Source organism: Streptomyces sp. NPDC005485, assembly GCF_040606085.1.
In the GTDB taxonomy this organism is placed as follows: Bacteria; Actinomycetota; Actinomycetes; order Streptomycetales; family Streptomycetaceae; genus Streptomyces.
Map to the genome: position 1 here is coordinate 1 of NZ_JBEXDZ010000151.1, position 23,193 is coordinate 23,193.

Sequence of the window (23,193 nt, forward strand, 5' to 3'; positions counted from 1 at the left end):
TCGGCGACCACTGTCCAGGCGTAGCGCCGCGCATCCGGCAGCGGCAGCCACACGAAGGCCACGTCCACGGCGCCGTCCGCGAGGCCCGCCGTCGGGTCCTCCCAGCTCACCTGTTTCAGCCGGACTGTGGCCTCCGGGTAGGCCGATGTGAAGCGGGAGCGGATGGCGGGCAGCAGGCCGCCGCGGCCCGGGCTCGTACTCATGCCCACCACGAGCGTGCTGCGCTGCGCCGCCCTGGCCCGCTCCACCGCCGCCGCGCCCTCCTCCCAGGCGGCGAGCACGCGCCGGGCGTGCGGCAGCAGTTCGGCGCCCGCCGACGTCAACTCCACGCCGTGCCGGTCACGGTGGAACAGCTCCACGCCCAACTGGCGCTCCAGAGCCCTGATCTGCTTGCTCAGCGCGGGCTGCGACACGTACAGCCGCTCTGCCGCGCGGGTGAAGTGCAGTTCGTCGGCGACGGCGACGAAGTAGCGCAGGTCCCGTCCGTGTACGTCCGTGGTCATGCCTATCGGTTATCACCCTGGGTCTTGGACGGGCAACCACCCCCGGCAGCAGAGTGGTTCGCAGGGAACGAACGGTTGACGAACGCCGGTGAAGAGCCGGTGTACGAGGAGTGGTCATGAACAAGGTATGGCTGGTCACCGGTGCGAGCAGCGGTTTCGGGCGGGCCATCGCCGAGGCGGCGGTCGCCGCCGGTGACGTGGTCGTCGGTGCTGCCCGGCGGCCCGAGGCGCTGGGTGACCTGGTGGCCGCCCACCCCGACCAGGTGGAGGCGCTGCGGCTGGACGTCACCGACACGGCCGCCGCCGAGACGGCGGTGCGGGATGTGGTGGAGCGGCACGGGCGGATCGACGTCCTGGTCAACAACGCGGGCCGCACCCACGTCGGCGCCTTCGAGGAGACCACCGACGCGGAGCTGCGCGACCTGTTCGACCTGCATGTGCTCGGGCCCGCCGCCCTGACCCGTGCCGTGCTTCCGCACATGAGGGAGCGCCGGTCGGGCGCGATCGTGCAGATGAGCAGTATGGGCGGGCAGATGTCCTTCGCCGGCTTCTCCGCCTACAGCGGCACCAAGTTCGCGCTGGAGGGCATGACGGAGGCCCTGGCGGACGAGGTGAAGGACTTCGGCATCAAGGTGCTGATCGTCGAGCCGGGTGGGTTCCGCACCTCGTTGTTCGAGACCGGCAGGGCGGGGGTCAGTGCGGACAGCGGTGTGTATGCCAAGGTCAGCGCGACCCGCGGGTTCCTCTCCGGTGGCGACGGCAGCCAGCCGGGCGACCCGGCGAAGGCGGCGGCGCTCATCCTCGCCGCGCTCGACGCCGACCGCACGCCGTTGCGGCTGCCGCTGGGCGACGACGGCGTGTCCGCGGTTCTCGGCCACCTCGACGAGGTCCGCGAGGACGTCGCCGTCTGGGAGAAGCGGGCCAGGGACACCGCGTTCGACGTCTGACGGGGACGGCACCGGACAAAGGGCTGTGCGCCTTGCGGGCACAGCCCTTCCCGCTGCGGTCAGGCGAGCGGAGTCACCGTGACCTGGTCGATGACCGGTGCGTACGCGGAGCGCTGCTGGAACGCGTTGGAGGTGTCGCCGTCGAAGTCGGGCAGCTCGTCGGCGGTGAAGGTGAGGGTGTTGGGTCCCTTCCGCAGGGTGACCGGGACGGTGAGGTCCCAGAAGTTGTTGAAGTGGAAGGTGGTGGGGAACAGGACGCGCTGCGCCGCGGCCCCGTCGACGGAGAGGTCGACATGGCGGCAGACCGGGTCCGGGTTGTAGTGGGTGGCGGGCGGTTGCTCGCCGTTGGAGTAGCGCAGGGTCAGGGCGTGGCGGCCGCTGTGCGCCGCCGTGACCGTGAGGGTGAGGGCGTTGGCGGTGCCCTTGCCGATGCCGTCGACCGCCCTGCCGCCGGTGGCGAAGGAGTAGGCGTCCGTGACCTGCGCGGTGCCGGTGAGCGTGCCGTTCTCGGCGGGGTACACCGTCGGCTTCAGCAGTCCTGCAGCCGGCCCGACTCGCAGCCGGTCCAGCACGAGCCCCGCCGGGCCGGCCGTCACCGTGACCTTGTTGATGCCTCCGGCCAGGAAGAGCGGAACCCCGCCTCGCACGACGGCCCCCACGGCCTCGCCGTTGACCGTCAACACACCGTCTCCCAGGCCGAGTTGATCAACCGTCAGCGTCACCTCGCCGTCGGTGTGGGCGTGCACCCAGAAGGTGGCGCTGCCGCCCTGCGGAAGCACGACCGCGCCCGGCCCGGACGCTCCCCGGTGCGCGTAGTCGACACGGGCGCCGTCACGCAACGCCGCGTACTCCGCCTCGTACGGCGCAGGCGCCGTCACGTGCTCGTCCCGCAGGGTCAGGTCGATCCTGTCGATGAGCGCGTCGCCCCGGGTGACGCCGAGTTCGGGGTCCTGGGCGGCGAGCGTGATCGTGTGGGGCCCCGCGGTCAGTTCGACGCGGGTGTCGGTGTGTCCCCAGACCACCGGCTTGTAGCCGAGCGGCAGCCTCAGCTCCTGGGGCTGCTTGCCGTCGACGCGCAGGAACACGTTGGTGGGGCCCTGCTCCTTCACCAGGTCGTGGAGGTTCCAGGAGTTCGCGAAGACGCTCAGGTCGTACGTGCCCTGCTGCGGCGCCTCGACGGAGAACGCGAGCACGCCGTCGGAGCCGGTACGCAGACCGCCCACGTGGTAGGTGCCGGAGGTGGCGAACTTCTCCACGTCCGAGGGCGACCCCTCCGGGCCGTTCCTGGAGTAGCCGCTCCCGGTGTAGGTGGCGTCCTCCGCCGCGTACGTCCGGCGCCGGCCGGCCGAGGGCGGTGCGCAGAGCGCGCCGTTGCCGCCCGGCGACAGGACGACCTGGTACGCCGACATCGCGTCGAGACCGGTCAGGGACAGCGTCACTCGGCCGCCCTCGACGGGGAGTTCACCCTCCTTGAGTCTCAACGGCTGGGCGCAGGCGCCGATCTGGCCGGTCCAGGGGATCTCCTGGACGGCGAAGTGCACGGTGGTCCCGAACACGTCCGGCGCGATGTTCGAGAAGAGGATGTCGGCGGCACCGCTCTTTCCCCCGAACAGTGTCCGGGACTGGCGCTTGTCGGTGTCGAGCGTGGCGACGCCCTGCAGCGTGTACTGCTCGTTGGGGTGGGGTGCGGTGACCTGGACCGTGTCCCCGGTCATCTGCCCGTAGGCGTTGAACAGCCACCACTGGCCGTTGCCCTTGTTGGCCTCCGCCACCGAGTCGTTGAGGTTGCCGTCGATGTTCCAGTACGCCAGGTCGGCGTCGACCTTGCACTCCTCGAAGGCCGCGATCCACTGGACGACCTGGCCGGGGACCGACAAGTGGTAGTTGAAGGCGTACTCGTTGATGTTGATGGGCAGCGGTTCGAGGCCCAGGTCCTCTTCCATACGGCGGTACTTGGCGATGTTCGTGCGGATCGCGGAGGGCGTCGACAGCTCGTGCCACGTCATCACGTCGGGGAGGACGTCGTGGGCTTTGGCGAACTCCAGGAAGCCCCTGACCTCGTCGTACAGGACGCAGGTGTTGGGGCCGGCGATGCGCGCGCCGGGGTGGAGGTCCCTGATGAGGTGGTGGAGGTCCTTCCAGGCGGCGAAGTAGTGCTGCGGATCGGTGCGCCAGGAGACCTTGTCGTAGCTCCATTCCCCTTCGCCGAACATGTTCCCCTCGGGCTCGTTGAAGGGCACGTACACGACATGGGACGCGAGATCACCCATTGTCAGAACCTGCTTGACCTGCTTCTCGACCTTCGCCTTGTAGTCGGCGAGACGTTCCTCGCCCGTCGCGCCGGGCCATTGGTAGGGGAAGCCGCGGTAGATGTCGGTCATGTAGACGTAGACGTCCCGGCCACCCGCGGCCACGAAGGACGGCAGGATTTCGAGCGCGTCGGCGCCTGGATGCTGAGTGCCGTCCTGGGCCTTGGTCGACACCGTGCGGACGTACATGCCCTCGACGATGTTGCGACTGGGCACACCGTCGCCGTACAGACCGTAGAGCGTGCCGCTCGCTCCGCCGTGGAAGGCACCTGTACCGGTCCGCAGGTCGACGGCGAGTGTTTCCGTCCCGGCATCGGTCCCGGTCTCGATCCCGGTCTCGGAGTCGGCTGCCATGGCGTGGGGTCCTCTCGTCGGCGTGCGTCTCCGTGCGGGACATGCGCCACAATTGTTCGGGATTTCGTACGTTGACCGGAACATCGAACCGGCCTGCCCGAACGTAGGAGTGGCGCGCGTCCCGTGTCAACGGCCGGTGTCCACGAAGGCGGCGCGCGAGAGTTTTCGACGCTGTGGCCTGCAGGGGCCTCAGACGCGCGGCGTTCCCAGGCGGCCTTCCAGTTGGCTCAGCAACTCGCCCAGCAGAGCGGCGAGTTCACGCTGACGGCTGGGGTCGATGCCGGAGAGCACGGTGGTCTCGTAGGCGAGCTGGTCGGGAAGGATGCCGTCGACGAGGGTGCGGCCCGCGTCGGTCAGCCGGACGTGGGCGACCCGGCGGTCCCGGGTGTCGCCGCGGCGCTCGACCAGTCCGCGTTCGGTGAGCTGCTTGAGGCGCTTGGTGACCGCGGCGCCGGAGGAGAACGTCTCCCGCGCGATCTCGCTGGGCGTCAGCTCGTGTCCGGTGCGCCGCAGCGTGCCGAGGACGTCGAACTCGGGGCGGGTCAGTCCGGCGCGGCGCAGCGGAGCGTCCTCGGCCTGCTGAAGGAGCGCGGCACTGCGGTTGATGCGGCCGATGATCTCCATGGGCCCCGTGTCGATACCGGGGTGGACCGCCTGCCACTGGCGCACCACCGCGGCCACGGTGTCCCGCGGCGCCGCCGATGCCCCGTACCCCGGAGAGTCGGCCTCGCCGGCAGGCTTGCTCGCAGCCGCCGCCCGTTCCGCCGGAGCGTCCCCTGCCCCCGTCGCCGCCGTCGCCGCCCGCCCGTTCGCTGCCGTCATGCCTGTGCGCCCTCCAAGGAGTGCAGTCCCTGCCGTCGTACCGTCGCCGCGAGCGTACGGTGTCCGGCCTGCTCGGCCGTCATCACCCGCTCCTGCGGCAGGGCGCGTTGCCACCATTCGCCGGCCGCGGCGTCGGCGTCGGCGCGCAGGCCGACGAGCGCGGCTGCCAGGCCGCGCCGGGCGGACTCGAGCGCGGCGGAGTCGGGGCGCTCGACGCCGAGGAGCCGGGCGGCACGCTGGCGGGCCCTTTCCACTGTGTCGAGGGCGTGCTCGATGCGGTCACCGGCGCGGCGGTTGGTGACCGCCACGGCCGCGGCGAACCCGACCAACGCACCCACGAGGGTGTCCACGACACGGTCGGTCATCAGCGCGCCCTGCTGCTGGGCCTGCGCGAACTCGGTGATGAGCAGGGCCATGGGGGTCACACAGATGCTGCCGAGCCAGTAGTTGCGGCCGATCAGCGCCTCGGCGCCGAAGTTGAAGGCGAGGCAGCACAGCACCAGGGCCACCTGGCCCAGGTGGGCGATCGGGGCGATCGCGGCGAAGACGAGCACACCGACGAGGTTGCCGACGACCCGCTGGACTCCGCGGCTCCAGGTGAGGGTGACGTTCGCCTGATACAGGGAGGCCGCGGTGACGAGCGCCCAGTAGGGGCGGCCGACGCCGAGCGCGAGTGAGACGTATCCGGCGAGGGCGCAGCCGAGTGCGGTGCGCAGGGCGATGGGCGCCAGCGGGCCGAGCCGGCTCAGCAGCGGGCGCCCGGGGGTGTCGAGCTGGATCTCCACCCCGAGCAGTTCGTCGGCGGCGCTCTCCAGGTCGTCCGCGTGCGGGACCGGTCCGGTGCCGCACAGTTCGTCGGCCCAGGCGCGCAGCCGTTCGGGCCGGGTGTCGGCGGGCGCGGCGAGCGCGACCTCGGCGCGCACGACGAGACGTTCGAGGGCGCGCCGAGGTGCCGTGCGGGCGCCGGTGGACAGCAGCGACTGCCATGCGGCGTGGACGGCGGCGACCGCGGCGGCGCGGGTGCGAGCGGCCGCCTCACCGTTCCCCTCCACCTCCGTCGTCCCCTTCGCCCTCTTCGTCCTCATCGTCTCGACGTACGCGGCCGCGGCGCTCAGGGCGTGCGCGGTGGCGCGGCGCTCGGGCCCGTGCGGGCGGACGAGGCCCGGGGCCATGCCGACGATCCAGGCCCAGACGCCCGCCGCCGCGGCGAGCGCGAGATGGCCGGGGATCCGGCCGAGGCTCTGCGGCGCGAAGAGGGCGGCGGAGCTGATGAAGGTGAGGACGACATGCCCGGGCGGGCCGACGCGGGTGGCGTCGCACAGCGTCTTCTGCACGGCGGCCAGCAGGGCGCCCACGGTGACCAGGACGACGGTGTTCGTGGTGAGCGAGGCGGCGACCAGCGCGGCACCGAGACCGCCGAGCATGCCGAGCACGACCAGGGCCAGGGCGCGGGCCCGGGCGGCGTAGGGACGGTTGTGGGCATAGAGCGCGCACAGCGACCCGGCCATCGTGTACATCGCCAGGTCCAGACGCCCGAGCGCGAGGAGCGTCAGGTTCGGTGGTGCCGTCGAGGCGACCACGCTCAGCGCGGGCTTGAACCAGATGTCGGAGGGCCTGCCGACGCGGAGCACGCCGGCGAGCGGAAGCCGACGTACCGGCTGGGATCTGTGGGTCGCACTGCTCATACCTACAAGATTAGCATGTATTTTACTCGTAAAACATGCACTCCCGCCTGCGCTTCGATACCGCACGCTCCCCCGTGTACACCCTTGCGCTCGCGTGCGCACCAGACGCTCAGGGCATCTCTAGACCGACTGTCCGACCTCCCGGAAATCCACGGTCGAGATCGAGGCGTCACAACGTCGAGCGGAAAGCGGGAGGTACGCGGTGCACGGACCGGCTTCGCCCGGCTGGCTGCTCGTCGTGCTGTGCGCGGCGACCGGGGCCTACTGCCTGCTGCGGATGCGCAGCGGCGTCGAGGAACAGCGCCGTACCGCGGGCGGCGAGGCACTCATGGGTTTCGGCATGGCCGTGATGGCCGTTCCCGCCGCGGTCGCGGCGCCGCCGAGCTGGACCTGGCCGGCCTACGCGGCCGTGTTCGGCGCGGCCGCTCTGCGTGCCCTGTGGGCGGCCCGGACCGACCCGCACCATCTGCACCACCTCGTCGGTTCCCTCGCCATGGTCTACATGGCGGGCGTGATGGTCACCTCCCCCGGACACCACGGTCACGGCGGCTCGGGCGCGCCCCTGGCAACCGGACTGCTGCTGCTCTACTTCGCGGGATACGTGCTGCGGTCCGGAGTCCGGCTGCTGCCTCTCGCGACCGTGGCCGTCGGCGGAGGCACCCGCAACCTCGGCTGGGGCGATCGCCCGGAACTCGCGAGGGCTTGCCGGCTGTCGATGGGCATCGCGATGCTGGCGATGCTGGTCACGCTCTGACACCCGCTCCTGGCCGGCTCAAAGACCGACGGCCTCACGGAGCTTGGGCCCCGACGGTGAGCCGCTGTACGAAACCGTGGCGTACGTCACTTGCCCTCGCAGCCCGTATCCACCGGCGACGCCCCGCTCATAGGCTTCGACCATGATGGTCCCCGCGGCACTGCTGCTGCTCGGCGCGCTGACCGCCGTCGTCGCCCCGCGGCTGCTCGCCCTGGCCGACTGGCCGGACCGTGAGCCGGTGGTCGCGCTGTGGGTGTGGCAGTGCGTGGTGGCCGCCGTCCTGCTGTGCTGCGCCCTGTCGATGACCCTCAGCGCGGCCGAGGCCTGGGTGGCCGTGCGGGGACATGTGTTCGCTCGGGCACCGCGCGCGGTGGTGGAGGCCTACGCGCAGAGCACCGGCAGCCCCTGGGCCGCGACCACGGCTGTGGCGCTCGCGTGCGGCGGTGCCTGGAGCGGGGCGATGCTGGTCCGTGAGGTCGTACGGGCCCGGACGCGTCGTCGGCGGCGGCGCGCCGAACTCCTCGTACGCGCTCCGCTGTTGCCCGGCGAGGAACCGCGCAGCGACCGGCTGGTGGTCCTGGAGGGCGAGCGCCCCGATGCCTGGTGGCTGCCGGGAGCGGCGCCCCAACTCGTCATCACCACCGCTGCGTTGCGCCGTCTGAAGGGGCGCCAGTTGGATGCCGTACTGGCGCATGAGCAGGGGCACGCGCAGGCGCGCCACGACTGGCTGCTGCACTGCTCGGCCGCGCTGGCCAACGGCTTTCCGCAGGTGCCCGTGTTCGCCGCGTTCCGCGACCAGATGCACCGCCTGGTCGAACTCGCCGCCGACGACGTGGCGTCACGCCGCTTCGGCCGTCTCACGATCGCCCTCGCCCTGGTCGAACTGAACGAGGACCGCGGCGTGTTCGGCCCCTGTCCCACCCCCCAGGCGCACGTTCCGCAGCGTGTCAACCGTCTCCTGACTCCCCCGGACCGGCTCACGGCGGCGCGAAGGCTGCGCCTGACCGCCGCGGCCGCGCTGGTGCCGGTGGTTCCGGTCCTGGTGGCGTTCGTCCCGGGGCTGCGGGCGCTCGGCTGACGCGTCCCCTGAGGCCGAAGAGTGGTGTCCGGTGGTCCAGGGGTTGGCCTCCGGTCCCGGTCATCGGCGAGGATCACGGTATGCACCTCCCGCCCGTCGACTCACCGTCCAGCACTCCGGGCCCACGGGCTGCGACGTTCACCGTCGCGGTCCTCGCCGTGCCCTCGGTGCTGCTGCTGCTCCTGGTCGTGCTCTCATGGCGTCCCCTGCTCTCGCTCGACGGCGACATCGCGCGCACCACGCACCGCTGGGCGGTCGACAACCCCGGATTGACCCACGTATTCCGAATCCTGAGCGACTGGGTGTGGGATCCCTGGACGATGCGCGCGGTGTGCGCGGCAGCCATGGTCTGGCTGGTGTGGCGCCGATCGGCGTGGAGGACGGCCCTGTGGCTCGGGGCCACATGTGCGCTGGGCACACTGGTGCAGCAGGTGATGAAGGCGGCGGTCGGCCGGGAACGTCCCAGCTGGCCCGACCCGGTGGACTCAGCCCACTTCGCGGCCTTCCCCTCCGGCCACGCCCTGACGGCCACAGTGGTGTGCGGACTCCTGCTCTGGCTGCTTCGGCTGTACGGCGCCGGGCGCGTCCTGTGGCGTACGGCAGTGGCCCTGGCCGCGGTGTCCGTCGTGGGTGTCGGCGTGACCCGGGTCTGGCTGGGCGTGCACTGGCCGTCGGACGTGCTGGGAGGCTGGCTGTTCGGGGCGTTGCTGGTCGCGCTGGCGGTGGCCTCCTACGAGCGCCGGCCCGGCATGAACCGGCCTTGACCGGCGGGGGTCCCGGCACAAAAGATCACTCTCATGGCGATCAAAAGCGTGCTCTTCGACTTCTCCGGAACCCTCTTCCGTGTCGAGTCCACCGAGTCCTGGCTCCGCGCGGTGCTGTCAGGCGCCGAAGTCCACCTGTCGGAACCGGAGTTGATCCGGGCCGCGCAGGCGCTGGAGTCGGTCGGCGCGCTGCCCGGCGGCGCACAACCGACGGTCCCGGTGCCCTGCGACCTCACCGAGCCATGGGCGAACCGCGACCGTAGCGCCGAGTCGCACCGGGCCGCGTACACGGGAGTCGCCCGCCAGGTGCCGCTGCCCGACCCCGGGCTGTACGACGCGCTGTACGACCGCCATATGATCCCGGCCGCCTGGCAGGCCTACCCCGACGCGGCCGAGGTGCTCGCGGCGCTGCGCGGGCGCGGGGTCTCGATCGGTGTCGTCAGCAACATCGGCTGGGACATGCGACCGGTCTTCCGCCACCACGGGCTCGACCCGTACGTGGACACCTACGTCCTGTCCTACGAGCACGGCATCCAGAAGCCGGACCCGCGGCTGTTCGCGACCGCCTGCGACGCGCTGGGCGTCGCTCCCGAGGACACGCTGATGGTCGGGGACGACCGCCGCGCGGACGGGGGCGCGGCGGCACTGGGCTGCGCCGTGCACTTCGTGGACCATCTGCCGGTGACGGCACGTCCGGACGGACTCCGCCCGGTCCTCGACCTGGCCGGCTGACGGCACGCGGTGCGGGTCAGTCCTTGCCGCAGACTCCGGAGTGGTCGCAGTAGGGCTGACGGCCGCTCGCCCCGCACCCGCACAGTGTCGCCCGGGTCTCCGTGCGCACCCCGTCGTCGTCGGGCACCCGGATCCGCAGATCGCCGCGCAGCACCAGGCGGCCGTCCGCGGTCCGCTCGACGGTGGTGGGCAGGTCGGGCAATTCCGGTGGCCCGTGGGCGAGTTCGTACTGCAGCGCGCCTGAGGGGCAGCGCCGGATCACCTCGGCCACGCGGTCGGCGGCGGCCGCGTCAGGGGTGATCCAGGGCCGGCGCCCGGTGTCGAACACCTCGGGCAGGCCGCGGACGCACTCGGCGGCGTGCAGACAGCGCGTGCCCTCGAAGGTGACGGTGATGCTCTGGCCCCGGTAGGGCTTTCCGCGTTCCGTGCCCATGCGCGGGACCTCTCTCGGCGGACCGTCGCTGCCGACGGCCACGGGTCACTCCAGGTAGCCCTCGACCTGCGACGACGGCTGTACGCGTGCCTCGTCGGGGTTCTCCCCGAACTCGGTCTTCGCACGGCGCCGGCGCAGCAGGTCCCAGCACTGGTCGAGTTCGCGCTCGATCTCTCCCAGTCGTTCGTGTTCCGTCGTGCTGTCGATCTCTCCGGACGCGAGGGCGTCGCGGAGCCTCCGCTCGTCCTCCATCATCGATGAGATTCTGGCCAGGATCTGTTCTTGGTCCATGTCGACCGCCTCCTCGGCACCGCAGGCACTCCAGCCCACCCTAAGGACGCCACGGCGACTCTGCGACAGATACCGGTCAGCGGGCGCGCACCACCTGGCGCACGGGGCGCGGACGCAGGGCCGCGCGCAGTGACGGTTCGAGGATCCTGCGGACGTCCGCCGCGCCGAGCGCCGCCGCCGGGCCCAGGGGGCTGAGATACCGCGTGAAGATCAGGCCGCCGATCACGGTGACGGCGGCGGTGGCACGTTCCGTCGCGTCGGGGCCCCCGAGGAAGTCCGCGATCTTGGAGAGCACCTCGCGTTCCAGGAACTCCCGGAAGACCCGCATGACCTCGGGGTCCTGCATCGAGGTCCGGTCGAACACGGACATGGGCCCGGCGGCGGCACTCTGCGGCGTCGTGGCGTCGCCCTCCCACAGCGAGGTGACCGCGGCCAGGATCCGGTCGGCCAGCCCCGCCGGATCTCCGCGCAGCGCGTGGACGATGGCCAGCGACTGCCCGCACTGCAAATTCATCGCCTCGCCGAACAGACCCTGTTTGGAGCCGAAGTGGTAGCTGATGAGGGCCGAGTCGACGTCGGCCGCGGCGGCCACGGCTCGCAGGGTCGTGCGCTGGTAGCCGTGCTCCAGGAACAGATCACGGGCCACTTCGGCGATGCGGGCCTTGGTGGGCGGATTGCCGCGCGGGCGGCCACGGGTTTTATTCATCAGCGTTGAATATCCAGCGGGCCGGGCGGCAGTGTCAAGGCATCACGAACCGGCGCACCGGCCGGTCCTCATGGCAGGAGAGAACTCATGCGCATCGTCGTCTTCGGAGCGGGCGGCCCCACCGGACGCCAACTGGTCGAACAGGCCCTGGACGCCGGACACGAGGTCACCGCGGTGACCCGCCGTCCGCAGCTGTTCGCGGCACGCGACGGCCTGACCGTCGCCGACGCGGATGCCACCGACGCGGACGCGGTCGAGCGGGTGGTCGCGGGCAGCGACGCGGTCGTCTCGGCGCTCGGCGTCCCGCCCGGCCGCAAGCCGGTGACCCTGTACTCCACGGCCGCCACGCACATCCTCCGTGCGATGGAGCGCCACGGCGTGAAGCGGCTGATCGTCGTCAGCTCCAGCGTCCTCGACCCCGACTGGCGCCCCAGCGGCGCGTTCTTCTTCAACCATGTGCTGGACCCGTACGTGAACCGTGTGATCGCCCGCACCGCACACGTCGACATGCGCCGGATGGAGGCGCTGATCCGTGCGAGCGGCCTCGACTGGACGATCGCCCGCCCCTCCGGTCTCTTCGACCATCCGCAGCCGACCCGGGCCCTGGTCGCCGAGGACAGCGCGGACGGGGTCTTCACGGCCCGGGCCGACCTCGCCGCGAGCATGCTCCGGGAGCTGTCCGAGGGGCGCTATGTCCGCAGGGCCATGGGCGTGGTCACCCACGAGGTCAAGCCGAGCATCCCACGGCTGATCTGGAACGAAGCCGTGAAAAGGAAGTAACCGTGCCAGGCCCCCACCCGGCACGGCTCTCTCCCCCGCCCTCTGCCCTGGATGATCCCCCGCGTCACCCAGAGCAGAGGGCAGCCCGGAACAGCCCTGTGAAGGTCTGGCACGGACTCGCTGAGTATAGTTGGCTGGCAGCCAGTCAACGCAGGAGTTACAGGATGTCCCCGCGCAGCGCCTCGGTCAATGAAGAGTTGCGGCGGCGTTCCCGGGAGCGGCTCCTGCAGGCCGCGGTGGAGATGGTGAGCGAGCGTGGCTACGAGGCGACCACGCTGGGGGACATCGCGGATCGCGCCGGCTCGGCGCGCGGACTGGTGTCGTACTACTTCCCCGGCAAACGGCAGTTGGTCCAGTCGGCTGTGCACCGGCTGATGCACCGCACGCTGGAGGAGGCGCTGGAGCGCGAACCGCGCACCACGGACGGCCAGGAGCGGATGGCGCGGGCCATCGACGCGATCCTGGGCCTGGCCCGGGCGCGGCCGGTCCTGATGCGCCAGCACATGGCCGGGCTGCTGCAGGCCGAGGGGTTCGTGCAGTGCCCGGAGCAGAAGCGGCTCGCGGAGCTGCTGGGCGAGACGGTCGCCGGGCAGGGCTCGGCGGACGCCGCCGACTATCCGATGCTGCGCGCACTGCTGATGGGTGCGGTGTACGCGGCCCTGGTGCCGGGTGTCCCGATGCCGGTCCCGACGCTGCGGGCCGAGCTGTTCAAGCGGTACCGGCTGGACTGGGAGATGGGCGTCCCGCCGGACACCGAGGTGCCCGAAGGGACGCGCGACACGGATCTTTCACGCTTCTTCGCGACGGGGCGCCTCGCCGCCGAGCCGGGTGCGGATCCGGCCGCGGAGACCGACGGGAGCGCGGGGCGGTCGTAGCAGGCCGGCCTACGGCAATGGCTGCCGGCCATGGCGGGCAGGCATCCGGGAGCGTCGGCCGGCCGAAGCGTCAGCGCCTCAACAACCGTGCTCAGCGACGCGCGTGACGAGGTGTCAGGTATCCCGCGTCGCGTGCCCCGGCGATCAGTCTGAGCGAGCGGCGGCGGCTGTGGCCGGTGGCGCACATGACCGCGAGCACCGGGTCCACCCCGTCCTCCTGGGCCGCGCGGTACTCCTCCGCGACAAGCCAGGTGCCCTCCGGGCCGCGCGGCCATGCCCGCCGGGCGCGGCTCGGCACCTCGTCCGCGTGGGGCTCGCAGGGCGGCTCGATGCCGGCGCCGCACGCCTCGAAGAGCGGCTCCTCGATCCAGTCGGCCAGCACCGCCAAGTCGTCGAGGGACAGGGGAGGTTGGGCGCGCACGTCCTCGATGGAGACGGCACCGTCGCAGACCACGGCGAGGACGTCGACCTGGGCGCCGTCCGCGAAGGCGAGTCGGGCGTGGAACCACGACGTGGCGGTCTCGTGGCACCAGGACGGGGCGCTCTCGTGCTCCTGCACTTCCCAGGCGGGCCACACGGACACCGCACCATCCGGCTGATAACGATCAGAAAGATTAAGAAAGGATGCTTCTAGCACATACGGTACGTAACCGCATGATCACATTCCATGCGAAGAGGCACGCGCATGAGGGGCCGCGCGGCACCCCGTCGGACCAGCCGCGTGTCGGCCCCCTCCCTTCCCGGCCCGTGCGGTGCGATGCTGGAGCCATCAGCGATCTCCTCGCACTGTCGGGTAAGGAGTTCCGCCGTGCTGCATGTCGCCGTCGTCGGCTCGGGGCCCAGTGGGGTCTACACCGCCCAGAGCCTTGTTCAGCAGAGCCAGGTGCCCGAGGTGCGGGTGGACGTACTGGACCGCCTGCCGTGCCCGTACGGCCTGGTGCGCTACGGAGTGGCACCCGACCACGAGAAGATCAAGTCGCTGCAGAACAACCTGCGGATGGTCCTGGAACACGGGCAGGTGCGGTTCCTGGGCAGCGTCCAGGTCGGTCCGGGCGGTGTGCCGACGGCGCGGCTGCGGGAGCTGTACCACGCGGTGGTCTACTGCGTGGGCGCCGCCACCGACCGCCATCTCGGAGTGCCGGGCGAGGAGCTGCCGGGCAGTTGGTCGGCGACCGAGTTCGTGTCCTGGTACAGCGCGCACCCCGACTCCGTCGCCGACGGTTTCGTGCTCGGCGCCCGGACGGCGGTGGTCATCGGCGTCGGGAACGTCGCCGTCGACGTCACGCGCATGCTGGCCCGCGGCGCCACCGAGCTGAGCCCCACCGACATGCCGCACGCGGCGCTCACCGCGCTGGCCGCCAGCCACGTCACGGACGTCAGCATGGTGGGCCGGCGCGGCCCCTCACAGGCCCGCTTCACCACCAAGGAGCTGCGCGAGCTGGGCGCACTGCCGGACACCGAAGTCGTCGTGGATCCGCAGGAGTTGGCCCTCGACCCGGCCTGGGCCGACCCCTCGGCGCTGCCCGCCGCCAACCGGCGCAACGTGGAGGTGCTGCGCGGCTGGGCCGCCGCTCCGCCGCAGGGCCGTGCGCGCCGCATCCGGCTGCGCTTCTTCCTGCGCCCGGTCGAACTGCTGGCGGACCGGGGGCGGGTGGGCGCGGTGCGCTTCGAGCGGACCGTCCCGGACGGGCGTGGCGGGGTGACGGGCACCGGGCGGTACGAGGACATCGAGGCGCAGGTGGTGCTGCGTTCGGTCGGCTATCGCGGGGTGCCGCTGGAGGGGCTCCCCTTCGACGCGGAGCAGGGCACCGTGCCGCATCGCGCGGGACGGGTACTGCGCGACGGCGCCGTCGCGCCGGGCGAGTACGTGGCGGGCTGGATCAAGCGCGGGCCGACCGGCGTCATCGGCACCAACCGGCCGTGCGCCAAGGAGACGGTGGCCTCGGTGCTGGAGGATGCCCCCGCGCTCGTACGGCGGGAGCTGCCGGACGACCCGCTCGCGATGCTGCGGGCGGAGGGGGCGAGTCCGGTCGACTGGACGGGATGGCAGGCGATCGAGCGGGCCGAGGCGGAGCTCGGGGCGTCGCTCGGACGGGGTGTGGTCAAGCTTCCCGACTGGACGTCGCTGCTGGAGGCTGCGCGGGGAACGGCTCCGTAACGGGCGTCGTACGCCCCGGGATCGCAACGCGGCAGAGGGTTCCTAGCAGGCCGCGCGCGGTCCGGGGGCGGCGACACACACCGGCAACAACCCGGAAATCAACAAACTGTTCAAGCCCCTTACGGTCTCGTGCTGTTCGACCTTCCCCGTTCCGCCCGCCGCTCCTGGAGTGCCCATGGCGACCGCAGCACCCGTGCATCCCGTCGACGAGGTCCCGCCCATCGGCCGGCTGGCCGCCTTCGGGCTCCAGCACGTGCTCGCGATGTACGCGGGTGCGGTGGCCGTTCCGCTGATCGTGGGCGGCGCGATGAAGCTGTCGCCCGCCGACCTGGCGTATCTGATCACCGCGGACCTGCTGGTGTGCGGCATCGCCACGCTCATCCAGTGCGTGGGCTTCTGGCGCTTCGGCGTACGGCTGCCGATCATGCAGGGCTGCACCTTCGCGGCCGTCTCGCCGATGGTGCTCATCGGTACGACGGGCGGTGGACTGCCCGCGATCTACGGCTCCGTGATCGTCGCCGGGCTCGCGATCGTCCTGCTGGCCCCGGTCTTCGGAAGGCTGCTGCGCTTCTTCCCGCCGCTCGTCACGGGCACCGTCATCCTGATCATCGGCATCTCGCTGCTGCCGGTGGCGGGCAACTGGGCGGCCGGCGGCGTGGGCGCGAAGGACTTCGGCGAGCCGAAGAACCTGGCGTTGGCAGGGTTCGTCCTCGCGGTGGTGCTGGGCGTACAGCGGTTCGCGCCGCCCTTCCTGAGCCGGATCGCCGTGCTGATGGGGATTGCCGTGGGGCTCGCGGTCGCGGTGCCGTTCGGCTTCACGGACTTCGGCGGGGTCGGCGACGCCGACTGGGTCGGGATCAGCACACCCTTCCACTTCGGCGCGCCGACCTTCCACGTCTCGGCGATCGTCTCGATGCTGGTCGTGGCGCTGGTGACGATGACCGAGACGACCGGTGACCTGATCGCCGTCGGTGAGATGACCGACCGCAGGACGGAGCCGCGCTCACTCGCCGACGGTCTGCGCGCGGATGGCCTGTCCACGGTCCTGGGTGGCGTGTTCAACACCTTCCCGTACACGGCGTACGCGCAGAACGTGGGCCTCGTCGCCATGACCCGCGTCCGCAGCCGCTGGGTCGTCGCGGCCTCCGGCGGCATGCTGGTCCTGCTCGGTCTGCTGCCGAAACTGGGCGCTGTGGTCGCCACCATTCCCGCGCCGGTGCTCGGCGGCGCGGGCCTGGTGATGTTCGGCACCGTCGCCGCGAGCGGTCTGCGGACGCTCGCCCAGGTGGACTTCAAGGACAACCACAACCTGACGGTCGTCGCCGTGTCGGTGGCCGTGGGCCTGCTGCCGGTCGGAGTGCCGACGGTGTACGCGAAGTTCCCCGACTGGTTCCAGACGGTGATGAACAGCGGTATCAGCGCGGGATGCCTCACGGCGATCGCGCTCAACCTTCTCTTCAACCACCTGCCGGGCTCCACTACTTCGGCCGAGCCGGGGGCGGGGGCAGGAGCAGAGGCCAAGGCCGAGGCCACTGCTTAGCAGAGCACCGGGGGCGCGGCGTCAGCCGCCGGCCAACCGGTCCGCCTGCCCGGCAGCCGCGGCGAGAACGCTGTCGAGGAGGCCGGGGAAGAGCGCGTCGAGGTCGTTCCTGCGCAGCCCGTTCATCTTGGCCGTGCCCCGGTAGACCTGGCGGATCACTCCGCTCTCGCGCAGCACCCGGAAGTGGTGCGTGGTCGTGGACTTGGTGACCGGCAGGTCGAAGTGCGAACAGGAGAGCTCGTCGCCGTCGGCGGCGAGCTCTCGCACGACCTGCATCCGCAGCGGGTCGGACAGCGCGTGCAGCACGCCCTCCAGGCGGATCTCCTCGGGCAGCGGGTGCGGGAGATCGCGGCTGCTGCCGGTCGGGGCGACGGTCGTCACGGCGGCTCCAATGCTTCGAGATCCCCCATGGTACGAGATCCATCGTAGTTTGACATCTCCCGTACTACGATGCTTATCGTACGAGGCGTACTTCGGCCCCGTGACGAATGGAGTCCCGCCGTGAGCACGCTCTTCGAGCCTTACACCCTGCGCGATCTGACCATCCCGAACCGGGTGTGGATGCCTCCGATGTGCCAGTACTCGGCAGCACCCGAGGGCCCGGAGACCGGTGCCCCCACCGACTGGCACTTCGCGCACTACGCGGCCCGCGCGGCCGGCGGCACGGGCCTGATCATCGTCGAGGCGACCGCCGTCTCCCCCGAGGGCCGCATCTCCCCCTACGACCTCGGCATCTGGAACGACACCCAGGTCGAGGCGTTCCGCCGGATCACCCGCTTCCTCGCGGCGCAGGGCACGGTGCCCGCGATCCAGCTCGCGCACAGTGGTCGCAAGGGCTCGACCGACCGTCCCTGGAAGGGCGGCGCGCCGGTCCGCACGGATGCCCACGGCTGGCAGCCGCTCGCCCCGAGCCCGCTCGCGTTCGACGAGCGACACCCCGTGCCCGCCGAGCTGAGCGTGGCCGAGATCCAGGAGACCGTGGGCCTGTTCGCCGACGCGGCCCGGCGCGCGCTCGCCGCCGGTTTCGAGGTGATCGAACTCCACGGCGCCCACGGCTACTTGATCAACGAGTTCCTCTCCCCGCACTCCAACCACCGCACCGACGCCTACGGCGGCTCGTACGAGAACCGCACCCGCTTCGCCCTCGAAGTCGTCGACGCCGTACGGGAGGTGTGGCCGGACGACAAGCCGCTCTTCTTCCGCATCTCCGCCACGGACTGGCTGGAGGACGACGGCTGGACCGCCGACGACACGGTCCGATTCGCCGGGCAGCTCCACGAGCACGGCGTGGATCTGCTCGACGTCTCCACCGGGGGCAACGCCTCCGGTGCACGCATCCCGGTCGGCCCCGGCTACCAGGTCCCCTTCGCCACCCGGGTGAGGAACGAGACGCCGATGCCCGTCGCCGCCGTCGGCCTGATCACGGACACCGAGCAGGCCGAGAAGATCGTCGCCAACGGCGAGGCCGACGCGGTGCTGCTGGGCCGCGAACTCCTGCGCAACCCGTCCTTCGCCCGCCTCGCCGCCCGGGAACTCGGCTCGGACGTCCACGTGCCGGACCAGTACCACCGCTCGGTCTGACCCGGAGCGCCCGCGGCCCCCGGGGCCCTACGACGGCATGAGCGGCAGATCGTCCGTATAGGCGTTGACCGGTGGGGAGATGCGCCGGGTGCCGCGGACGTCGAGGGCAGGCTCCGCGGACCGGGTGCCCAGCGCGCCGCGTGCGTGCCAGGTGCCGGTGACGGCCACCCAGGCGTCCGCGGGCGGTGCCGTCGTCCCGTACATCCGCACCTTGACCGACTGGGAGTCCGCCGCGCAGCAGGTGAAGATGATCCGGGTCAGATACCAGCCGCCGCCCCGCTTGTCGGGCGTGACGAAGCCCGTCATACGGACGCTGCGACCCTTGATGGCCCGCTGCGGGTCCTGCTGCACCCGAGTCGTGAACTGCGTGAGGGTCAGCGGAAGCGGCGACGTCGCGGGGAGCGGGTCGAACCTCTTCTGCTCCTTGACCGCCTTGTCGTTCGCGCGCGACGCGGTGTACGCGCCGAGGGCGGGCGGGGCGTAGAGGAGCAGGCTGAGCGCCGGCAGGAAGAGAAGCCAGGCGATGCGGGGTGCGACGGAGTGGTCGTGCCCGTGGGCTTGCCCATGACCGTGGCCGTGGTCGTGCTCGCCCTCGTGCGCGTGCCGCCGCGGGTCGTGCGATGCCTCGCCCTGCGCGTCGTGGCCCTCGCGCCCGCGGTCCAGGACTGCGCCCGCCAGGCCCAGCAGCACGAGCAGTACGCCGGAGACGATCAGCAGGGGGCGCAGTCCCTCCTTGACGTAGCGGAGGTAGAGGTCGCTGAAGAGGGAGGCGTGCAGGAGGCCGACCCCGGTCAGGACGAGCAGAAGCATCTGTACGGGGCGCTTCACAGCAGTGCTCCTCCGATCAGGACGCTGGTGACGACGGCCACGACGGTGGTCGCGGAGGAGAAGCGGAGCGCGAAGGCCCGGCCGAAGGTGCCCGCCTGAAGCGCGATCAGTTTCAGGTCGACCATCGGGCCGACGACCATGAAGGCGAGCCGGGCGGTCGGCGAGAACCCCGTGAGCGAGGCGGCGACGAAGGCATCCGCCTCCGAGCACACCGCGAGGACCACGGCGAGCGCGGCCAGGAACAGCACGGAGAGCCAGGGCGAGCCGGAGAAGGTGTCGAGCACGGAGCGCGGCACGGCCACGTTGAAGGTGGCCGCGGCCATGGCACCGAGGACGAGGAAGCCGCCGGCGTGCAGGAAGTCGTGCTGGAAGCCGAGGCGGAACTCGTTCCACCGGTTGCCGCCCGGCTGGTGTCCGGTGTGCCGGGCGGTGGGGCGCAGCCACTCCTCGCGGCCCAGCCAGAGCCACAGCCAGCCCATGACGGCGGCGGTGGCGAGGGAGGCCAGCAGCCGGGCGGCGACCATGGCGGGGTTGCCGGGGAACGCCACCGCCGTGGCGGTCAGCACGATGGGGTTGATCGCGGGAGCGGAGAGAAGGAAGGCGAAGGCCGCGGCCGGGGTGACACCGCGCCGGATCAGGCTGTTCGCCACGGGCACGGACGCGCACTCGCAGCCCGGCAGGACCACTCCGGCGACTCCGGCGACCGGCACGGCGAGCGCGGGCCGCCGCGGCAGCACCCTGGTGAACAGATCGGCCGGCACGAAGGCGTTGATCGCGCCGGACAAGGCCGTACCCAGCAGGAGGAAGGGCAGCGCCTGGACGGTGATGGCCAGGCAGACGGTGCGCCAGGCCGCGACCGCGGGCTGGTCCAGCCACTGGACGCCCGTGAGGGCGAGCACGGCCGCCGCACCAAGGGCGGTCGCGGGCACGGCGATCCGCGCCCACGGGCGGGGCCGGGTCACCGGCGGGGCGGCCGGAATCTCGGCCGCCCCGTCCACCGCTTCGACTACGTCAACCAGTTCATCCGTTTTCTGCATATTTACTCCGAATGTCGGATGTTCTGGCCGAACATAACGAGGCGCACAGCCGTTGCCGTGCACCCACGCCGCCATGGAGTGACGCAGTCGCCGGAAATCCTCAGTCGGACGCCTTGGCGTAGGTCAGGACGAGGTTCCCGCCCTCGAAGACGCGACTGCCGGTGAGCGTGAAGACGCGCGGTGAGAAGCCGGCGCGGAAGAGAGGGATGCCGGAGTCCGCCACGACCGGGTACTGCTTGACGATCAGCTCGTCGATCTCGGGCAGCAGCTGGCCGGCCAGATCGGCGCCGCCACAGAGCCAGATACCGAGGCCTTCCTGCCGCTTGAGCCTGCGCACCAGCGCGACGGGGTCCTCGGCGGTGACTTCGACGGCCGGGTCCGGGTCGGCGCCGAGCGAGCGGGAGAGGACGATCTGCCGCAGATGGGCGTAGGGACTGGTGAGGCCGTCGGGAAGGCCTTGGTCGTAGGTGCTGCGCCCCATGACCACGGTGTCGAAGCGCGCGTTGGGCGCGTCGGCGATGCCGAGGGCCGCGCGGCCCGGCGTGGGGAGCGTCTCGGGGTACTCGCCGGTGAGATGCGGGAGGTAGTCCTCCGTGACATGCGGGAAAAAGAAGGCGAAGTCGCCGTCGGGCGCCGCGATGAAGCCGTCGATGGTGGTGCCGATGAAGTAGGTGAGCTTGCGCATCCATGTCCTTGGTGTCGGGCGGGAAATTCTCGAGGTCGAGCGGAACGGGGAACCTTCAACCCTCCCACTCGAACCACGACAGTTATAGTACTTCATCTGTAGTGGTTCAAGTGGATTACGCAGATCCAACAGACCAAGCACATCGCGAAGGAAGATCGGATCCATGGCTCACAACCCCGCCCGCCGCGCCGCGCTCACCGACGCCGCCATCGACGTCCTGGCCCGCGAAGGCGCCCGCGGTCTCACCTTCCGCGCGGTCGACGTCCAGGCAGGCGTCCCGGCCGGCACCGCCTCGAACTACTTCGCCAACCGGGACGACCTGCTCCACCAGACAGCCAGCCACATCCACCACCGGCTCACCCCGGACCCGGTCATCCTGAGCGACCTGCTGCGCGCCCCTCGCGACCGGGCACTGGTCACCGCCCTGATGCACGACCTGATGCGCCGCATCGCCGACGACCGGGCCGGCTACCTGGCCATGCTCGAACTACGGCTGGAGGCCACCCGTCGGCCCGAACTGCGGAACGAACTGACGGGCACGATCCGCGACGAGCTGGAGGCCAACATCGCCTACCACCTGGACGAGGGCTTCCCCGGAGACCGCAACACCGTGATCCTCCTCTACCTCGCCATGACCGGCCTGATCGTCGAACACCTCACGCTCCCCGAGGTGTTGGGCCCCGATGGGCCGGCCGCACTGATCGACTCCCTTGTCGAGCGACTCCTCCCGGCAGCCCCGGCCGTCTGAGGTTCGGGGGCGGCGAGGTCGGGCACCGCACTGCCGAACCGCCCATCGCGGGCCGGCCCGTGACGCGCTACCTGGGCCACCACCCGCCACGCCGAGGTCACTTCGCGTTCATACGGGCCGGTCACGATGCGGCTCATCATCGCGCTGTCCCCGACGAAACGACCGGTACATGAATCGCATCGCGGCCACCCCCGCCCTGGCACTCGCGCTCTCCGCGCTGCTGGCCACCCCGCTCTCGGCGCAGGCCGCGGATCTCGGGCATCCCTCCGGCAGGTACGGGACGAAGACCCCCTACGCGCCGCAGCAGAATCCACGCACCTATCAGCGGGCCCCCAAGGGCTTCGTGCCGGTGTTCACGGAGAACGTCTCCCGCCACGGCTCGCGCGCTGCGACGAGCGGCGACGACGCGGATCTGATCCTGACGCTGTGGGACCAGGCCGCGAGCGAAGGTGAACTCACCCGCGCCGGAGCCGACTTCGGTCCTCAGGTGCGGTCACTGAAGGCCGCGATGGAGAAGACCGGGTACGGCAACCTCAGCGGCCGGGGCAAGCGGGAGATCCAGGACACGGCCGTGCGGATGGAGCAGCGGCTGCCCGGGCTGTTCACGCGGATCGCCGAGGACTCCGAGCCCATCGACGTCGTCAGCTCTGGGCAGGGCCGCGCCGTCGACAGCGGCACCCTGTTCGCGGCCGCCCTCGCCGACGCCGACCCGGACCTGGCGCCGCTCATCGGCCCGGCCAGGACCGACCCCGACCTGCTCTACTTCCACAAGTCCGTCGGCGGCGCCGCCTACCGCGACTACATCGCCCACGACCAGCGCCTCGCGACCACCCTCAACCGGATCACCGACCAGCCGGCCACCCACCGCGCGGCCCGCGCCGTACTGAGGAAGATCTTCACCCCGGCGTTCGTGCAGCGGATCTCGGCCGGTGAGTTCTCCGCGGCCGGCACCGAGGTCGAAGCGGCCGAGGCGGTCTACAACCTGTACAGCATCGCGCCGAGCATGAGCGATGAGGGCACCTGGAACCTGGGGCGCTACCTCGCCCCTCGCGACGCCGCCTGGTTCGCCTACCTCAGCGACACGGAGGACTTCTACCAGAAGGGGCCGGGCTTCGGCGACAGCGACATCACGTACAAGATGGCCGACGTCCTGCTCGACGACTTCTTCAAGAAGGCCGAGGCCAAGCGCGCGGGCACCAGCGACCTGGGAGCGGAGCTGCGCTTCACCCACGCCGAGGAGATCATTCCGCTGGCTGCGTTGATGCAACTGCCCGGCAGCAGCCACCCGGTGACCGAGGAGCGGCCGTACACGTACGGCGACAACCCCTGGCGGGGTGCCTCGGTGGCGCCGATGGCCGCGAACATCCAGTGGGACGTGTTCCGCAGGGGCGACACCTATCTCGTGCGGATGCTCTACAACGAGAAGGAGACCGCGTTCAAGCAGGGGTGCGTGCCTGTCTCCAAGGGCAGCAAGTTCTACGACCTGGACGAGTTGGAGCGCTGCTTCGGCCGTACTGCGTCCTGAGTCCTCGCGCGAACGCGGACGGCGGCGAGGCCTGGTTCGGATCACAGAGATCCGAACC

The 23,193-nt window shown here is 71.2% G+C and carries 24 protein-coding genes; 12 read left to right on the forward strand and 12 right to left on the reverse strand.

Annotation, left to right across the window (positions count from 1 at the left end; translation table 11 throughout):
- A partial coding sequence (locus ABZS97_RS35045) for a LysR family transcriptional regulator (protein WP_356144502.1) occupies window positions 1-503 on the reverse strand: 503 nt, incomplete at its 3' end.
- 116 nt (window positions 504-619) lie between these two features.
- Here ABZS97_RS35045 and ABZS97_RS35050 point away from each other — a divergent pair.
- Entirely contained in the window at window positions 620-1,450 is an 831-nt protein-coding gene (locus ABZS97_RS35050) for an SDR family NAD(P)-dependent oxidoreductase (RefSeq protein WP_356144504.1), read from the forward strand.
- A 59-nt stretch (window positions 1,451-1,509) separates the two neighbouring features.
- Here the strand turns inward: ABZS97_RS35050 and ABZS97_RS35055 are convergent, their stop codons facing one another.
- The 3 genes from ABZS97_RS35055 to ABZS97_RS35065 form a co-directional block, all read right to left on the reverse strand.
- Complete coding sequence (locus ABZS97_RS35055) at window positions 1,510-4,113, reverse strand: cellulosome protein (protein WP_356144506.1); 2,604 nt, start codon at window positions 4,111-4,113, stop codon at window positions 1,510-1,512.
- A 189-nt stretch (window positions 4,114-4,302) separates the two neighbouring features.
- Window positions 4,303-4,935 carry a MarR family transcriptional regulator gene (locus tag ABZS97_RS35060; RefSeq protein ID WP_356144508.1) on the reverse strand — a complete coding sequence of 211 codons (633 nt, stop codon included), beginning with the start codon at window positions 4,933-4,935 and terminating at the stop codon, window positions 4,303-4,305.
- The gene (locus ABZS97_RS35065; RefSeq protein WP_356144510.1) at window positions 4,932-6,620 is read right to left on the reverse strand and encodes an FUSC family protein; all 1,689 of its coding nucleotides are present in this window, start codon (window positions 6,618-6,620) and stop codon (window positions 4,932-4,934) included. Before ABZS97_RS35065 ends, ABZS97_RS35060 begins: the two co-directional genes overlap by 4 nt.
- A gap of 202 nt (window positions 6,621-6,822) precedes the next feature.
- Between ABZS97_RS35065 and ABZS97_RS35070 the strand changes: the two genes are divergently transcribed.
- The 4 genes from ABZS97_RS35070 (at window position 6,823) to ABZS97_RS35085 (ending at window position 9,948) form a co-directional block, all read left to right on the forward strand.
- Window positions 6,823-7,374: a DUF5134 domain-containing protein gene (locus ABZS97_RS35070; RefSeq protein ID WP_356144512.1), complete on the forward strand. Its 552-nt coding sequence runs from the start codon at window positions 6,823-6,825 to the stop codon at window positions 7,372-7,374.
- A 142-nt stretch (window positions 7,375-7,516) separates the two neighbouring features.
- Window positions 7,517-8,452 carry a M56 family metallopeptidase gene (locus ABZS97_RS35075; protein WP_356144514.1) on the forward strand — a complete coding sequence of 312 codons (936 nt, stop codon included), beginning with the start codon at window positions 7,517-7,519 and terminating at the stop codon, window positions 8,450-8,452.
- Window positions 8,453-8,532: 80 nt separating this feature from the next.
- Window positions 8,533-9,216 carry a phosphatase PAP2 family protein gene (locus ABZS97_RS35080; protein ID WP_356144516.1) on the forward strand — a complete coding sequence of 228 codons (684 nt, stop codon included), beginning with the start codon at window positions 8,533-8,535 and terminating at the stop codon, window positions 9,214-9,216.
- Window positions 9,217-9,249: 33 nt separating this feature from the next.
- Window positions 9,250-9,948 carry an HAD-IA family hydrolase gene (locus ABZS97_RS35085; RefSeq protein ID WP_356144518.1) on the forward strand — a complete coding sequence of 233 codons (699 nt, stop codon included), beginning with the start codon at window positions 9,250-9,252 and terminating at the stop codon, window positions 9,946-9,948.
- A 16-nt stretch (window positions 9,949-9,964) separates the two neighbouring features.
- On the opposite strand, the gene ABZS97_RS35090 is transcribed toward ABZS97_RS35085, so the two are convergent.
- The 3 genes from ABZS97_RS35090 to ABZS97_RS35100 form a co-directional block, all read right to left on the reverse strand.
- Window positions 9,965-10,381, reverse strand: coding sequence for a (4Fe-4S)-binding protein (locus ABZS97_RS35090; RefSeq protein WP_356144548.1), 417 nt, complete (start codon window positions 10,379-10,381; stop codon window positions 9,965-9,967).
- Between the two features lie 45 nt (window positions 10,382-10,426).
- Window positions 10,427-10,672 carry a DUF2630 family protein gene (locus ABZS97_RS35095; RefSeq protein ID WP_356144520.1) on the reverse strand — a complete coding sequence of 82 codons (246 nt, stop codon included), beginning with the start codon at window positions 10,670-10,672 and terminating at the stop codon, window positions 10,427-10,429.
- Between the two features lie 76 nt (window positions 10,673-10,748).
- A complete protein-coding gene (locus tag ABZS97_RS35100; RefSeq protein ID WP_356144522.1) occupies window positions 10,749-11,378 on the reverse strand; it encodes a TetR family transcriptional regulator in 630 nt (209 codons plus the stop codon).
- Between the two features lie 87 nt (window positions 11,379-11,465).
- On the opposite strand from ABZS97_RS35100, the gene ABZS97_RS35105 reads away from it, so the two are divergent.
- Complete coding sequence (locus ABZS97_RS35105) at window positions 11,466-12,158, forward strand: NAD(P)H-binding protein (RefSeq protein ID WP_356144524.1); 693 nt, start codon at window positions 11,466-11,468, stop codon at window positions 12,156-12,158.
- A gap of 164 nt (window positions 12,159-12,322) precedes the next feature.
- Window positions 12,323-13,033 (forward strand): helix-turn-helix domain-containing protein, encoded by a 711-nt coding sequence (locus tag ABZS97_RS35110; RefSeq protein ID WP_356144526.1) that lies wholly within the window; start codon window positions 12,323-12,325, stop codon window positions 13,031-13,033.
- 91 nt (window positions 13,034-13,124) lie between these two features.
- Here the strand turns inward: ABZS97_RS35110 and ABZS97_RS35115 are convergent, their stop codons facing one another.
- Entirely contained in the window at window positions 13,125-13,616 is a 492-nt protein-coding gene (locus tag ABZS97_RS35115; protein WP_356144528.1) for a DUF6214 family protein, read from the reverse strand.
- A gap of 225 nt (window positions 13,617-13,841) precedes the next feature.
- Between ABZS97_RS35115 and ABZS97_RS35120 the strand changes: the two genes are divergently transcribed.
- Together ABZS97_RS35120 and ABZS97_RS35125 are read left to right on the forward strand one after the other, a co-directional pair.
- Window positions 13,842-15,191: an FAD-dependent oxidoreductase gene (locus ABZS97_RS35120; RefSeq protein ID WP_356144530.1), complete on the forward strand. Its 1,350-nt coding sequence runs from the start codon at window positions 13,842-13,844 to the stop codon at window positions 15,189-15,191.
- A gap of 175 nt (window positions 15,192-15,366) precedes the next feature.
- Window positions 15,367-16,731 (forward strand): nucleobase:cation symporter-2 family protein, encoded by a 1,365-nt coding sequence (locus ABZS97_RS35125; RefSeq protein WP_356144532.1) that lies wholly within the window; start codon window positions 15,367-15,369, stop codon window positions 16,729-16,731.
- A gap of 21 nt (window positions 16,732-16,752) precedes the next feature.
- Here the strand turns inward: ABZS97_RS35125 and ABZS97_RS35130 are convergent, their stop codons facing one another.
- Window positions 16,753-17,112 (reverse strand): helix-turn-helix transcriptional regulator, encoded by a 360-nt coding sequence (locus tag ABZS97_RS35130; protein ID WP_356144534.1) that lies wholly within the window; start codon window positions 17,110-17,112, stop codon window positions 16,753-16,755.
- A gap of 120 nt (window positions 17,113-17,232) precedes the next feature.
- On the opposite strand from ABZS97_RS35130, the gene ABZS97_RS35135 reads away from it, so the two are divergent.
- Entirely contained in the window at window positions 17,233-18,312 is a 1,080-nt protein-coding gene (locus tag ABZS97_RS35135) for an NADH:flavin oxidoreductase/NADH oxidase (protein ID WP_356144536.1), read from the forward strand.
- Between the two features lie 27 nt (window positions 18,313-18,339).
- On the opposite strand, the gene ABZS97_RS35140 is transcribed toward ABZS97_RS35135, so the two are convergent.
- The 3 genes from ABZS97_RS35140 to ABZS97_RS35150 all read right to left on the reverse strand — a co-directional run bounded on the left by ABZS97_RS35140 (window position 18,340) and on the right by ABZS97_RS35150 (window position 20,862).
- Entirely contained in the window at window positions 18,340-19,140 is an 801-nt protein-coding gene (locus tag ABZS97_RS35140; protein ID WP_356144538.1) for a TIGR03943 family protein, read from the reverse strand.
- A complete protein-coding gene (locus tag ABZS97_RS35145) occupies window positions 19,137-20,177 on the reverse strand; it encodes a permease (RefSeq protein WP_356144540.1) in 1,041 nt (346 codons plus the stop codon). The genes ABZS97_RS35140 and ABZS97_RS35145 overlap by 4 nt, the downstream gene beginning before the upstream one ends.
- Window positions 20,178-20,277: 100 nt before the next feature.
- Window positions 20,278-20,862, reverse strand: a complete 585-nt coding sequence (locus ABZS97_RS35150) for a dihydrofolate reductase family protein (RefSeq protein ID WP_356144542.1) — start codon at window positions 20,860-20,862, stop codon at window positions 20,278-20,280.
- 163 nt (window positions 20,863-21,025) lie between these two features.
- Between ABZS97_RS35150 and ABZS97_RS35155 the strand changes: the two genes are divergently transcribed.
- Both ABZS97_RS35155 and ABZS97_RS35160 read left to right on the forward strand, forming a co-directional pair.
- The gene (locus ABZS97_RS35155) at window positions 21,026-21,610 is read left to right on the forward strand and encodes a TetR family transcriptional regulator (protein WP_356144544.1); all 585 of its coding nucleotides are present in this window, start codon (window positions 21,026-21,028) and stop codon (window positions 21,608-21,610) included.
- Between the two features lie 169 nt (window positions 21,611-21,779).
- Entirely contained in the window at window positions 21,780-23,135 is a 1,356-nt protein-coding gene (locus tag ABZS97_RS35160) for a histidine-type phosphatase (RefSeq protein ID WP_356144546.1), read from the forward strand.
- Window positions 23,136-23,193: the final 58 nt, after the last annotated feature.